Below are 14022 nucleotides of genomic sequence, written 5' to 3' on the forward strand. Positions count from 1 at the left end.
CGGCCGAGGCGTGCGAATAAGCGCGCTATGCGGGCGTTCGATCTCTGGGTCAAAAATTGCGTGAGCGGTGTGCGAATGATTTCGTCGACCGTTTTGATGCTGTTTGCAGCAGATGAGGAATGCGGCCCGCGACGGGCTGCTAAGCAAGCCGAAGGATGCGAAATGTCAGACCGACCGATTGAGTTGCTACTAGTTGAAGACGAAGACGATTTTCGCGACACGTGCGCGCGATGGATGCAGCGGAAAGGGCATAAAGTCACCGCCGTATCCAACGGTGCCGAGGCGATCGGGCTGTGCGAAAGCCAACACTTTGATGTGGCAGTTTTCGACATGAACATGCCTGGGATGTCAGGCATCGAACTGTTGCAACGAGTCCAACAGGCATCCATCGATATCGAAGTCATCATCCTGACCGGCCAGGGCACCATTGAATCGGCCGTTGCGGCAATGAAGATGGGCGCCTGCGATTTTATGACAAAGCCATGTTCGCTTGGCGACCTTGAACATCATTGTCAGCTTGCCCGCACGCGAGGTGAATTGCGACGTGAAAACGAGCAATTGAAGGCCGTCATTTCACGCAGCCGACCGGCGCTTCAGATGATCGGTGAAAGCGGTTCAATGCGAGCGGTCGCCCGGATGATTGAAAAGGTTGCGCCCACTGACAAACCGGTCTTGATCCAGGGCGCCAGCGGAACGGGTAAAGAAGTGGTCGCTCGCGCGATCCAGCAGAACAGTCCTTTGCGAGACAAGCCGTTCGTGACAATCAACTGCGCGGCCTTGCCAGAACAGTTGGTCGAAAGCGAACTGTTCGGCCATCAAAAGGGATCCTTCACCGGCGCCACGGCTGAAAAACCTGGACTCTTCGAAATCGCCGATGGTGGAACATTGTTCATCGACGAAATTGGTGAAATGCCGCTCGCCCTGCAGCCCAAACTGCTTCGTGTCCTTGAAGACGGTTCGATGCGGCGGATCGGTTCGGCCAAGGAACGAACCGTTCACGTGCGGATAATCGCGGCAACCAACCGTGACCTGACCAGCGAAGTCGAGAAAGGTAATTTCCGCGAAGACCTGTTCTACCGAATCAATGTGTTGCCGCTGCAACTGCCGCTGCTGTGTGAACGCGAAGGCGACATTGAGCGATTGATTGATCACTACGTGCCCGCGTCCTGGCGTGTGGCCCCCGAAGTTCGCGCCGCACTTACCGCGTACTCGTGGCCCGGGAACATTCGTCAACTGATCAACGTGATACAGCGCGCGACTATCTTGGCGGACGACAACGAAATCACGCTGAACGAACTGCCCGCCGAAGTATTACTAGGCGGATCGCTAGGCCCCGGACACGCACCGAGGCCCGAACCGGCAATCCAGACCGGTTCACACACAGCGGGGCTGGATGTCGCGAAAGTCGCTTCAGCCGCTTCGCCCGGGGGATCCATTCCGACCCTCGACGACATCGCCAAGTCGCACGTGCTCGACGTCCTTGCCCGAGAAAACGGCAACAAAGCCAAAGCGGCGAGGCGATTGGGGATTCACCGCCGCAAACTGTACCGACTGCTAGAAAGGTTCGAAGAGTCCAGTCCCAACGAATCGACCGCTTCAACCGCTTCAACCGCTGAGGCTTCGCAGGTTCGCAACACCTAGATTCGCAACAAGTTGATTCAGTTCGCGGTTCCTGAAAAGTTGACTCAAAAAGTGGTAAACGTTTTGAGTCGGTCGATTGTGCGTTTCGCTGCACCGGCTGAGCAGCAGACAATCACGCTTTGGAACCGCAAAACGCGCATCCCTTGCTCACACAGCTCAGCAAATCTTGATGCACATCGATGCTGCGATCACGCAGGTTGCCCCCCAGTACCACAGCCGGGACGAATCCGCTCGCCTTCCCAAGAATAAGGGTTGTCGGCAGAATAGCCGCTTGGATTCTTGCGGACTCGGTTTCGATTTCGCCTCTCGCTATCTCACTTCCCCTCGGGATCGATCGTGGAACGTCGTCTGCTTACGTTCATCGTCTCTTCGACAGCGTTTTTCTTGGTTTACATGATGTTGAGGGCGAAGTTCGTCCCTCAGCCCGTTGCGCCGCCTGCTGCTGAAATGGTCGATCCGGCTGGCAATCTGCTGGTCGACGGTGCGGAAAACCTTGAAAAAGAGGGATCACCATCAAGTTCTGAAACCACAGACCCCGAAAAACTGGCGGGCAATGAGTCTGATTCCGAAAACTCTGATCCCGAAAGATCCGAACAAGCCGAGTGGATCACGTTGGGATCGATGGCCGCTGATTCAGGCTACTACATGCTTGTCACAGTCAACACGCGGGGAGGCGGGATTGAGCGAATCGAGCTGACCGAGCGAAATGAGGACGGCAATTTGAAATATCGCCGTGTCGATATTCGCCATGGCTATTTGGGATATCTGGCCGCCGAAGCTGCCATGGAAATCGACGGAGCCATTGTTAATGTGGTTGGCCCAGGCACGCCCGCAGCAGAGTGTGGCTTACAAGTCGGCGATATCATCACATCGGTAGCCGGAACGCCCGTTGCCACACGCGGGGCCATCGACGATGCCGTGCTTGGAACACGCCCCGGAGACGATGTTGACATTGAAATTGTCCGTGGCGGAACCTCGCAAACTCTGTCCGCATCACTGACCGAGCAACCGCTCGACGTGGTCCGCTTGGCCAAAGATGGTGGTGTTGATCAAGTTGCCGGAAATCTGTCGCGTCAATCGTGCCTGATGCTGCTGAGCCAAGTGAATCGCAAGAGCATCGAACTGGGCGACAACCGAATCCCCGGATTCGAAAGCCCAGCCGATTTGGTCTGGAGCAGGCGCGAATCCGAAGACATCGCTGCCGGCGACAGCCAAGCTCTGACTTTGGAAGTCGAACTGTCGGCATCAGAGATGAAATCGGTTGGCGGCAAACCGGTCCGACTCAAACGCACCTACGTTGTCTCGCCCGCCGACTACTCGATCGACATGACGTTGCAGGTCGACAACTTGGCCGACGAACCTCAAGACCTCGCCTATCGGTTGGAAGGCCCCAATGGTGTTACGCTCGAAGGTTGGTGGTACAGCAATAAGATCAGCCCCAATTTCTCGGGTGCCGCAGCCCGCGACGTGGTCTACAACACCGTTGCCGAAAGCCACGAACTGCTAAGCGGCTACAACCTGTTGAAGACCGCCAAAAAGACGCCCAACAATCCGTACGAATCGATCTTCGCACCCGACTTGGACGACGACGCCAAGAACCTTCGCTACATCGGTGTTGATGCCCAGTACTTTGCCGTGGCGTATGTTCCGCCGGCCGAAGGCACCTCGTTCACGACATTCCGCCGCTGTGTCGCCGGCGTCGTGGCAGATCCGCTTGAAATCCCCAAGAACCAAGAGCGGGCCGTCAATTGCTCGTTCATCCTGGACAGCGTTATCGCGACGGTGCCGGCCGGTGGATCACTGCGCCAAGAGTTGCAACTGTTTGCCGGCCCCAAGGACCCTGAGGTTCTCGAGCCCTACCAACTGGGCCAATTCATCTATTACGGATGGTTCGAACGTTTTGCAAAACTGCTCGGCAGCCTGCTACACGTGCTATCGGGTGTTGGCAACTACGCTCTCGCAATCATTCTGTTGACGGTGATTGTCCGTGGTGCGATGTTCCCACTTAGCCGCAAGGCCGCAGTGAACGCGCAAAAGATGCAAGAACTTGCCCCCGAACTGAAGAAAATCGGCGAGCAGTACAAGGACGACATGGAGGGCCGTATGAAGGCCCAACGCGAGTTGCAAAAACGCGTCGGCTTCAACCCGATGGCCGGCTGCTTGCCAATGTTCTTGCAATTGCCAATCTTCATCGGGCTCTACCGCGCACTGTCAGTCGATATCGAACTTCGCCAACAGCCCGTCGTAAGCGGATCCGACTGGGCATCGAACCTGGCTGGCCCCGACATGCTGAGTTATTGGGGCGACTGGATGATGGAGTACTTTGCTGGTCGTGGTACCGGATGGTTGGGGCCGTACTTCAATATTCTGCCGGTCCTGGTTGTCGGCCTGTTCTTGGCTCAACAAAAACTGTTCATGCCGCCGGCCACCGATGAACAGACCGCCATGACTCAAAAAATGATGAACGTCATGACGCTGATGATGGGGCTGTTCTTTTTCCGCGTCCCAGCCGGTTTGTGCATCTACTTCATCACCAGCAGCTTGTGGGGAATCGGCGAGCGGATTTTTGTCAAGAAAACGCTGCCCAAGAAGTCGCATTTTGACCCGTCGATGCTAGAAGGCACCGCCGTACCAACAACCGGCAAGGCGTCCGCAAAGCAAGAAACGCTCGTCGACAAAATCAAGAACAAGGTCAACAAACCCGAACCGACCTTTGATCGCCCCAACAAACGCAAACGACCGAAGAAATAGGATTTAGGTTTTAGGGATTAGGTTTTAGCGGACAGGGCAGAGCGATCCGCGACGGTCTTCCTACACTCTTTTTCCCTAATACCTAGTACCTGTATCCTGTAACCTATAAGCTACTTCGCCAACTCATCGATCACCTGTTGATCGTGCCCATCAACTTTGACGCGTTTCCAAACCTTGGCAACTTTTCCGTCGGCGTCGATCAAGAAAGTCGATCGCTGAATGCCCATCGATTTCTTGCCATACATGTTTTTTTCGCGATAGGCACCATATTTTTCGCTGACGGTATGGTTCGCGTCCACTAACAGAGGGAATGGCAAAGAATATTTTTCGCGAAATTTTGCATGACTCGCCGCCGTATCGGCACTGACCCCAAGCAAGTGAACCCCAAGCTTGGACAGCTCGTCAAAACGGTCACGGAACGCACAGGCTTCCTTCGTACAACCCGGCGTATCGTCGCGAGGATAGAAGTAGACAACGACCGGTTTTCCTTTCAAATCGCTTAGTTTTACCTTAGTTCCCGTGTCGTCGGCCAAGGTGAACGCAGGTGCTTTGTCGCCCGGTTCGATCCAATCTGCCATCAATTATTTTCCCAGTTTTGAGTAGTGAAATGGGTCGGACCATCATTGCCAAAAGGATAGCGAACCGTCTACTCACGCGTTTGCTCGAAAACTTCCGTCCACATAGGTGCGTGACAGCACCGGTAAATCTACTAGACTCTCGACTATGAGCGAAAATATCACCCCCTCGACGCCTGATCCAGCCGATTCATCGGCTCCATCTGCCGCCGCCCCTGCTGCCAAACGCAAAAAACCAGTTTACGAAGACCCGATGGTCAATCCTTCGCGTGCGATTCGCCCGCTAGGGACGGACGAGGGCCGCAAATTGGCGACCGAAGCTGCTCGCGTTGCGCTTGAAAACAATGGCTCGGACGTGATGGTCATCGACGTCTGTGCCCAATCAGCCGAGTTCGACTTCTTTGTACTGGCTACCGGTACCAGCCGCCGGCAACTGCACGCGATCAGCGAACAGATTGACGATGCGCTCGAAAAAGGACTAGGCGACCAACGTTTAGGGATTGAAGGCTACGAGGACAGCCGCTGGATCGTGCTGGACTATGGCAGCGTAGTGATTCACCTGTTTGACGAAGAAACTCGCGATTACTATGACCTCGAATCGCTTTGGGCCGACGGAACTCCGATCGCTTTATCCGACCTTGGCCTGACCGAAACCAAGTAAGTTCGCATTCGTCAAACCGCCGCTCGGTGGTCACCGAATCTGCGATCGGTCTCGGTCGCCTTTGATCACCTGACGCGCGCTAGTACCACAGATCCGTGTGGCCAATCAGCCAGCTCGGGCAGGCTAGGCTTTCCTTTTCAGCGACTCGGTTTGGGAAAATAGGCTCATCAAACTCGGTCGCTCGCGGTTTTCGATAGTCTTTCGAATCGCTAAAACCTTCCTAAAGAACGAGCAGAAAACAAGTGTCTGACCCCTTTTGTGCGAAGCACCCAAAGGGCCAGTTCCCGGCAAAAGGGGTCGGACTCTTTTTTCTCGCCCGATCCTAAAACCAGTTTGGTTGAGTCCACAAAAAGCCGCAGGTCGCATTATGCACATCCCGCAATTGTTGCAAGAACGTTTCGTCGCCGCGATCAAAGATCTGACCGACGATCCGGAAACCTTTGCCTCCATGATCCGCGCCACCACGGACCCCAAACATGGTGACTATCAATGCAACGCTGCGATGCCGCTTTGCAAAAAAGTCGGGCAAGATTCGCGCACACTCGCCCAGACCTTGGTCGAACGACTCGACGTCTTAGACTTTTGCGAAGCTCCCGAAGTCGCCGGCCCCGGTTTCATCAACCTTAAGCTTCGTGACACGTTTCTGTGCGAGCAATTGCAAAAGATGCTTGGCGACGAGCGATGCGGAGTCACCAAAGTCGCGTCGGGTGACAACATTGTGATCGACTTCTCGTCCCCGAATGTCGCCAAACCCATGCACGTTGGCCACATCCGCAGCACCGTGATCGGCGATGCACTGGCGCGAACATTAAAGTTTTTGGGTTACAACACGATCACCGATAACCACCTCGGTGACTGGGGCACCCAATTCGGGATCATCATCTACGGGTACAAGCACTTTGGTGATCCGGCCACCGTTGAATCGAACCCAGTGCCTGAGCTGTCGAAGCTGTATCGCCATGTCAATCAGTTGATTGAGTATCGCAAAGCACTCGCTGCTGTTCCGAAAACCAAAGCCGCGATCACTGAAACCGAAGCCGAACTCGTTGCCGCAAAATCAGCATTGACATCAGCGGACGCCAAAGCACAAAAAAGTGCAAAGAAATTAGTAGGTGCCGTCGAGCGGCGACTCGCCGGGCTAAACGACGATCTGGATTCACTCGACGAAAAAATTACCGGCGTGACGTCCGACCCAGCGTTGTTGGCTGACGCTGAAAAGCACCCCAAGGTCGACGTTGCCGTATTGGAAGAGACCGCCAAGCTTCATCAAGGCGACAAAGAAAACTTAGCGTTGTGGGAAAAGTTTCTGCCACATTGCAAGGACGAAATCAACCGCATCTACGATCGACTGGACGTTCAATTCGACCATACGCTTGGTGAAAGCTACTATCACCCGATGTTGGGGCCAGTTGTCCAGCAACTCGAAGCCAAGGGACTCGCCTCGAAAAGCGACGGCGCGGTTTGTGTGTTCCTCGACGGTTTTGATGCACCGATGATCGTGCAAAAACAGGACGGTGCTTATCTGTATGCCACCACCGACTTGGCAACCTTGCAGTACCGGTTGGATACGTTCCATCCTTCCGAAATCGTTTATGTCGTTGATACTCGCCAAAGTGAACACTTTGTAAAGCTGTTCGCCGTCGCGGATCGACTGGGCATGTCGGATATCAAGCTGGTCCACGTCAACTTTGGAACGGTGTTGGGCGAAGATGGAAAACCCATGAAGACTCGCAGCGGTTCACTAACAGGTCTTGAAAGCTTGCTCGATGGGGCCGTGGACCGCGCCCGGCAAGTCGTTTGCAATCCTGATCGGCTAGAAAACTTTGATCCCCCCATGGATGAAGCCGAACAAGAATCAATTGCTGAAATCGTCGGCATTGGCGCGATCAAATTTGCCGATCTCGGGCACCATCGCACCAGTGACTATCGATTCAATTTGAACAAGATGGTTGCGTTGGAAGGAAACACTTCGACCTATGTCCAATACTCATACGCTCGCACTCAAAAAATTCTCGAACGAGCCGAAAAAGCCGAATCCGACGTCCTAGAACTGGTCAAACAGCACGGGGTTGAATTCACTCATCCCGCCGAACGAAGCCTGGCTTTGATGCTGTTGAAGTTCGAAGAAGCCATCGTTGCCGTCCATAAAGACTATGCACCGAACATGTTGGTCGAATACTTGCTTGAAACGTCAAAGGTGTATTCAAAGTTCAACGAACAGTGCCATGTACTGCGTGCTGAATCCGAAACCATCCAAGCGACACGACTGATGCTTGTCACGCTATGCGGCCGAGTGCTGAATAAAGGACTGAACCTTTTAGGTGTCAATGTTGTGCCACGGATGTAAATCAATCGGACAGATACTTACCAAGCCATCTAACGCATTGACAATTTGCGCAAAGCACGTAACTTAAACAATCACCTCAACTGTGATTAGTAAGTTTCAGTTTGGTTCATCGTTTCAGCACCCCCTAATAACTGCTGATCTGCAAGTCAGTTGATGCTTTTGGTAGCTTCGATTTTGTGACTTCGAGTCGATGACAAAGGTTTGATTCAATTCATCGGAGACCGAGTTGTCGGTCGGAAAGGTAGGAACACCATGGCAAAGAAAAAGACTGGCGGCCCCAACAAGTCACAAGCGATCCGCGACTACAGCAAGAGCAACCCTGAGCTGAAGCCCAAGCAAATCGCTGAAGATCTGGGCAAGAAAGGCGTCGCCGTGAGCGCTGGATTCGTTAGCACGATTCTTTCGACGTCAAAGCGCAAGAAGAAAGCGGGCCGTCCCGGTCGCCCTAAAGGTTCGGTCAAGTCGGTGCGAGCAGTTGGACGTCCAACCAAGTCCGCCGCAAAGGGAAAGACCAGCGGCGATGTATCTGTCGATTCGCTACTAAAGGTCAAGCAATTGGTCGCTGAACTTGGCGGCATTGCCGAAGCCAAATCGGCCCTGTCAACACTCGAACAGTTGATGGACTAGTTGGCGAAAGCAGCATCCACGAACGAGATGCCGACCACTTGTTAACAATGGTCATGCAGAGATCTTGCAGATCAAGCGAAGGGGATACCAGAAAACTGGCATCCCTTTTTTTGTGCAATCAACGACCTGCACAAACTGCACTGCCAAAAAACGTCCCACGTTTGTCCGGCATGATCTTTCGCTTGCGAGGTGAGGATTTAAACGACTTGTCGCGTGTTCGTCATCTAACAAAAGGACACCCGCACCGAGACAAAACGGAACTTGCGCGGTCGTCAGAACCGTTACCAGTGGTACGGAATGCCGCCGGTGTTGCCGCCTCCCCTGCTGCGAACGCTAAGACCGCCGCTTTTGCCACCGAATCCTCCCGATTCTGTGTAAACTGTTGGTTGGTAGGTGCGGCCCTTCGGATCGCCCATCCCACCGCATGCGGCGTCCCGATCCGCTGGCTGGGTCCAGAATCTAACTTACTTTACAGCGTCTTTGGTTCGTGATGAGTGATATCAGCCCCCAACTCTTTGCTCAACGTATCAGTGACCTCGGACTTGCCGATCACCGATCGGTGGAACAAGCGATCAACGAACTGGGCGTCGGCGAGCACACCCTTGAAGACATGATCAAGGTCGCTCAGCGCAACGGTTTGGTCACCACGCTGCAAACCGAAAAAATTCTCAAAGGCGATCGTGGCGGATACTTCTATGGCGAATACAAAGTCCTGTACCTGATCGGTGCCGGTACGTTCGCGCGCGTCTACCGCGCCCAAAAAGGCGACGAAGTGTTCGCCGTGAAGGTGTTGCGCAAACGTTTTCGCGATGAAATGAAAGAACTGGAACAGTTCCTTCGCGAAGGCCGGATGGGACTGAAATTGCGGCATCCGCACATCGTCAATATTTTGGACGTCATTCCCGATACGCGAAATCCGTTCTTGGTGATGGAATTCGTCGAAGGACAAACACTGCGAGACCTGGTGCGCATCCGAGGCAAACTGCCAGCGGATTTGGCGCTGCGGTTGATGTACGAAATCGCTTCGGGATTGGCCTACGCCGCCTCGTTGGGTATCGCCCACCGTGACTTGAAGTTGTCAAACGTGCTGATTTCATCGGACGGCAAAGCCAAGCTGGTGGACTTTGGCTTAGCTGCTTTGACGGACCGAAACAATCCGGAAAAGATGGCCGATTGCCCCAACGCTCGGGCGATCGACTATGCGGCTTTGGAACGGGGCACCGGTGTTCGCAAAGACGACCCGCGCAGTGACGTCTACTTTGCCGGCAACATGCTTTATCACATGTTGGCGGGTGTACCGGCGCTGACTGAAACGCGTGACCGCTTGCAACGATTGAACGTGTCGCGATTTCAATCGATTGTTCCCCTGCACGAACTCGTTCCTGATGTCCCCGGCGTCGCCAACCAAGTCGTCCAGCGGGCTCTTGAATTCAACCCCGACAAACGAATCCAGTCAGCCGCTGCGTTGCAGGCCGAAGTCAAAAAGGCCATGCAAATTCTCGAAAGCGGTGGCTCGCGGCGGACGTCGGATGACCCATCCGCACCCAGCGATGTGACCGATGAAGAGCCCCCGACGAACGAGGGCGAGGGCTACATCGTGATGTTGGTCGAATCCAAAGCGGCCCTGCAAAACGCAGTGCGAGAAAGACTAAAATCGCGAGGCTATCGAGTGCTGGTGATTTCGAATCCCAACCGCGCACTCGATCGATTCCATCCTGACGATGACGCACCCGCCGACTGTGTCGTGTTCGGAGCCTCTGAGCTTGGCAGCTTGGCGGTCGAAGCGTTCAACAAGTTCGGTTCCGACGAGCACACGGCATCGATTCCGTCGATTCTGCTAGTCGACCGGCGGCAAACCAGCCTGATCGCATCGGCCCGCCGAGGCGGGAACCGCAAACTGTTGCCGCTGCCCTTGAAAGTCCGCGAATTGCGAACCACTCTGATCCAACTGCTCGCCGGCGTCGAACGACGCCCCTTGGGAACGTACTAGGCGAAAAAGTTTCTGCCGATCTTGGTAAAGTCTGCGTGCGTCTAGCCCGATAAATACGTCATATCTGGTACACAGGCCAGATTCACGCGAAGTTACCGTTCTTGACTGATCGCCAGTCTTTCTCTAACTTTCGCATCATCAGCAGGCGACGTGGCCAAGTGGCTAAGGCGAAGGATTGCAAATCCTTTATTCGTGGGTTCGAATCCCACCGTCGCCTCTTTCTTTGGGTGAAACAAGCCAGATGAGTTTTAAACTCGGCTCGGATGCCACCTAGCGGACTGCCGCTCGCTGACTGCCAGCAACGGTCGCTTTACCGCTCTCCTGATCAGCGCCCACCGCAGTTCGATCCCGGCCCGAAATGATTTTGAAACGCAAATCAGTTGGAGCGTGAACGCCGCGTTGTCGAACCACAGCCGACTAACCGGGCCCCTCTGATCGCTTAGGCTCGACTCTCCCTCGGGCATTGGTATCTACCCAAGTTTTCTTCACCCTCGTTGGGGAGGGCCGGAGCCGAGGTATTAGCTTTCGGGGAGAGGAAAGTTTCGGGGCGGGGATTCGCGACGGACCAATACAGCCCCTCTCGCCAGACGCCCCTCCCCGCGTCGTCGCAAGCTCCTCCGCGACCCTCCCAAGGGAGGGTAATTTGAATTCGTCAAACTTGGGTAGATACCAATGCCCAAGGGAAAGTGAATTCGCGTTCGTAAACATCGCCAAAACTAAATGTCCTAAGCCCGACGTTCTCACACTCGCGCGTTAGGAAACCTGAGCCCGTGGGTGAGCCTTCTCGTACACCTGACGCAGATTCGCCGCGCTGACGTGCGTGTAGATCTGGGTCGTCGCCAAACTCTTGTGGCCCAGCAACTCTTGCACGCTGCGTATGTCGGCGCCGCGGTCCAACAGATGAGTCGCGAAACTATGTCGCAAGGTGTGGGGACTCGTTCGCGAATCGAGCTGTGCCAAACCGATGTACTTTTCCAACATCCGGCCAATGCTACGGGTGGTCAGAATGTTGCCAAAGCGATTGACGAACACTGGTGCCTCGCGGCCTAACATTTCCGTCTTCGGATCACGAACGCGGCATTGCTCGTACTTGCGAATCGCTTTCAGAGCGTACGATCCCATCGGTGCGATCCGTTCCTTGCGGCCCTTACCGCGGACGCGGACGATCTGTTCATCAGCATCGACGTCACCATCGCGCAGCCCAACCAGTTCGCTGACCCGCAAACCGGCTGAGTACATCGTTTCGAGAATCGCTCGATCACGAAGTCCCGATGCATCACCGCCCGGAGGCGTCACCAACAGTCGGCCGACCTCGTCATTGGTCAACACGTGCGGCAGTTTGCGTTGCCGACGCGGATTACGCAGCGGCTTGGCTGGATTGCTAGTGGCAATGCCTTCACGCATCGCAAACTTGTAGAAACTGCGCAGCGACGCCAGCTTGCGAGAGATCGTGGTGCGGGCGTATTCAGCTTGCTGGAGCGCGGCTTGATAGGCGCGCAGATCCTGAGGCGTTAGCGTCCCCGGATTGGGCACTCGGCCGTGCGTCGCTTCTAACCAATCGACCAATCCGAACAAGTCTTCGCGGTAAGCCTTGATCGTCAAGTCCGAAGCATTCCGCTCGGATGCCAAGTACGTCAAGAAATGTGCGATCGATCGACGCATCAACGTACCCGCTAGATGAAGTGAATGTCGTTGCGGCTAGGACGCATCGTTAAGACCAACGCCCCAAAACCGTAGCAGACCTTGTGACAGATCCTCTGGGATTCGGGATCCTCAACATGATCCCGCTCTACCCGAAAACGAAGCGGACACAAGCCACTAGTGGAAGTCTTCGATCGACAAGCTATCGAAGTCTTCGCTGGCCAGCAGATCGTCTTCGGTTGGCACGGCATCGCGAATCTTGCGACTCAGCATCGCTGCGTCGTACCACGAAAAGTCCAACTCGGGATCCGCCGCAAATCGCGCCAACTGGCGCAGCGTCTCATCACGATTGTGGTCGTCAAAAAGAAAAATGAAACGTTCTTCACCTTTGACCAGTGCGAGAACGTTGATTTCAGTATCCATTTCTTCCATGTCCGAAAAGCGAGAGGCGACCAGGCTTACCGGCACGCCGAGATCTTACCCAGCCTGCCGTTGCTCAGTATCGGCTCAGTGGCCAGCGTAAGATGAGGTCGCTTTGGTCCGCACCCCCTCGAGATTCAAGCATCTCCATGATGTGAAGCTGACAACAGAAAGAGATGAAATCATCGCTACGTTTTAGGTAACCCTGCCAACCGGACGAACGTGCATCGTCGCCCGTTTCAACGAAGTCTGCTAAGCGTTTTGTGAAATAAGGGTCATCACCGCGGTAGATCTTGGTGTGCATCAGGACCGGTTCCGTGCTAGCAATCACAGTCGGCCGAACCGGCGATGGCGGGTCGGGAATGAAGTCGGTCGCGTCGGGCCAATCGGCAGGCATCGGCGCGGCGATTTCTTCGTTGACGAACTGGTCACCATCAAAGACAAATCCGTCGCCAGCAAATTCGCCCGGATACTGTTCGGTGAACTCGGCTGCATATTCGCCGGTGTACTCATCTGCGGAATCCGCAGGAAACTCAGTTCCGAATTCGCCAACGTACTCGCCGCTGGCCGATTCCACCGGCAGCGACGGAACGCCAACCGCCGCGGGCGTGGGAGTTTGGGTGGCAAGTTGGCTGCGGGCGAGTTCGAATTCTGCCTCGCGAGCGATCCGCTTGGGGATCTGCTTTTCCGCATCGGTTCCCCATGGCAATCCGTATCCGGCGGGGATCGTGTGAAACCCGTCGTTCGCCGCGTACCACTGGACCGTCATCGCCATTCGCGGCGGATAGAACGCATCAAAGTCGGTGACCGAGCCCACCACGACCGCTTCGACGCCCATCAACTTCGCAAGCGATTGGAAGTCGGCACCCGTTGTCGGTTCGCCGTACGTCATCGCGTACCGCAGCCACTGGGCTTTGGACACGCCCACCGGCAAGACTTCGAAACCAGGCACCGCCTGCAGCGCCGCATAGTACTTTTCCGTGACCAGATTCGTGTCCACGGTCGGTTCGTTGCTCTGGTTATAGAACGGCAGAATCGCAACGCGCTTCAGCTGAGGGAATGGGTTATGCACCGATTCCCGCTGCCGCGTTTCTGGAAACATCGAACAGCCGCCACCCAAAATCAGTGCTGCCAGTGCAAGCACGATCCCGCCGATGGTCGAGTCGAATGTCAGTTTAAGTTTCACGATGGTTTGCAGGCGCTAAGAGTCCGCGCAAGTCATCCCCACCCCCGTTACTGATGATCGGCGATGGCAACCGTCAAACTTGAAGCAATCAGAAAAACTTTCCCGACCCGCAATTCCGGCAAAGACAAAACCGCCCAAACACTTCGCCGCTCGGCGTCTGCTTGGGACCATTGGTATCTACCC

10 protein-coding genes and 1 tRNA gene are annotated in these 14022 nt (G+C 55.0%); 7 read left to right on the plus strand and 4 right to left on the minus strand.

The annotated features are described in order from the left end of the window. Positions 1-162: 162 nt before the first annotated feature. A complete protein-coding gene (locus Poly59_RS07140) occupies positions 163-1641 on the plus strand; it encodes a sigma-54-dependent transcriptional regulator (RefSeq protein WP_146534379.1) in 1479 nt (492 codons plus the stop codon). A 336-nt stretch (positions 1642-1977) separates the two neighbouring features. Then, entirely contained in the window at positions 1978-4392 is a 2415-nt protein-coding gene (locus Poly59_RS07145; protein ID WP_146533430.1) for a YidC/Oxa1 family insertase periplasmic-domain containing protein, read from the plus strand. Positions 4393-4502: 110 nt separating this feature from the next. Here Poly59_RS07145 and bcp read toward each other — a convergent pair whose 3' ends face one another. Then, positions 4503-4970: a thioredoxin-dependent thiol peroxidase gene (gene bcp, locus Poly59_RS07150; RefSeq protein ID WP_146533431.1), complete on the minus strand. Its 468-nt coding sequence runs from the start codon at positions 4968-4970 to the stop codon at positions 4503-4505. A gap of 145 nt (positions 4971-5115) precedes the next feature. Between bcp and rsfS the strand changes: the two genes are divergently transcribed. From rsfS to Poly59_RS07175, 5 genes are all read left to right on the plus strand, one after another. Then, a complete protein-coding gene (gene rsfS / locus Poly59_RS07155; RefSeq protein WP_246151460.1) occupies positions 5116-5628 on the plus strand; it encodes a ribosome silencing factor in 513 nt (170 codons plus the stop codon). A 367-nt stretch (positions 5629-5995) separates the two neighbouring features. Further along, positions 5996-7975 carry an arginine--tRNA ligase gene (gene argS, locus Poly59_RS07160; protein ID WP_146534381.1) on the plus strand — a complete coding sequence of 660 codons (1980 nt, stop codon included), beginning with the start codon at positions 5996-5998 and terminating at the stop codon, positions 7973-7975. Positions 7976-8227: 252 nt separating this feature from the next. After that, the gene (locus tag Poly59_RS07165; protein ID WP_146533432.1) at positions 8228-8602 is read left to right on the plus strand and encodes a hypothetical protein; all 375 of its coding nucleotides are present in this window, start codon (positions 8228-8230) and stop codon (positions 8600-8602) included. Positions 8603-9092: 490 nt separating this feature from the next. After that, positions 9093-10592 carry a serine/threonine-protein kinase gene (locus tag Poly59_RS07170; RefSeq protein ID WP_146533433.1) on the plus strand — a complete coding sequence of 500 codons (1500 nt, stop codon included), beginning with the start codon at positions 9093-9095 and terminating at the stop codon, positions 10590-10592. A 144-nt stretch (positions 10593-10736) separates the two neighbouring features. After that, positions 10737-10809: transfer RNA gene (locus Poly59_RS07175), tRNA-Cys, on the plus strand. Positions 10810-11345: 536 nt separating this feature from the next. Here the strand turns inward: Poly59_RS07175 and xerC are convergent. The 3 genes from xerC to Poly59_RS07190 all read right to left on the minus strand — a co-directional run bounded on the left by xerC (position 11346) and on the right by Poly59_RS07190 (position 13809). Continuing rightward, the gene (gene xerC, locus Poly59_RS07180) at positions 11346-12254 is read right to left on the minus strand and encodes a tyrosine recombinase XerC (protein ID WP_146533434.1); all 909 of its coding nucleotides are present in this window, start codon (positions 12252-12254) and stop codon (positions 11346-11348) included. 156 nt (positions 12255-12410) lie between these two features. Beyond that, entirely contained in the window at positions 12411-12656 is a 246-nt protein-coding gene (locus Poly59_RS07185; RefSeq protein WP_146534382.1) for a hypothetical protein, read from the minus strand. 73 nt (positions 12657-12729) lie between these two features. Beyond that, positions 12730-13809, minus strand: a complete 1080-nt coding sequence (locus tag Poly59_RS07190) for a hypothetical protein (protein ID WP_146534383.1) — start codon at positions 13807-13809, stop codon at positions 12730-12732. Positions 13810-14022: the final 213 nt, after the last annotated feature.

The sequence above is a fragment of the Rubripirellula reticaptiva genome (assembly GCF_007860175.1).
Taxonomy (GTDB): domain Bacteria; phylum Planctomycetota; class Planctomycetia; order Pirellulales; family Pirellulaceae; genus Rubripirellula; species Rubripirellula reticaptiva.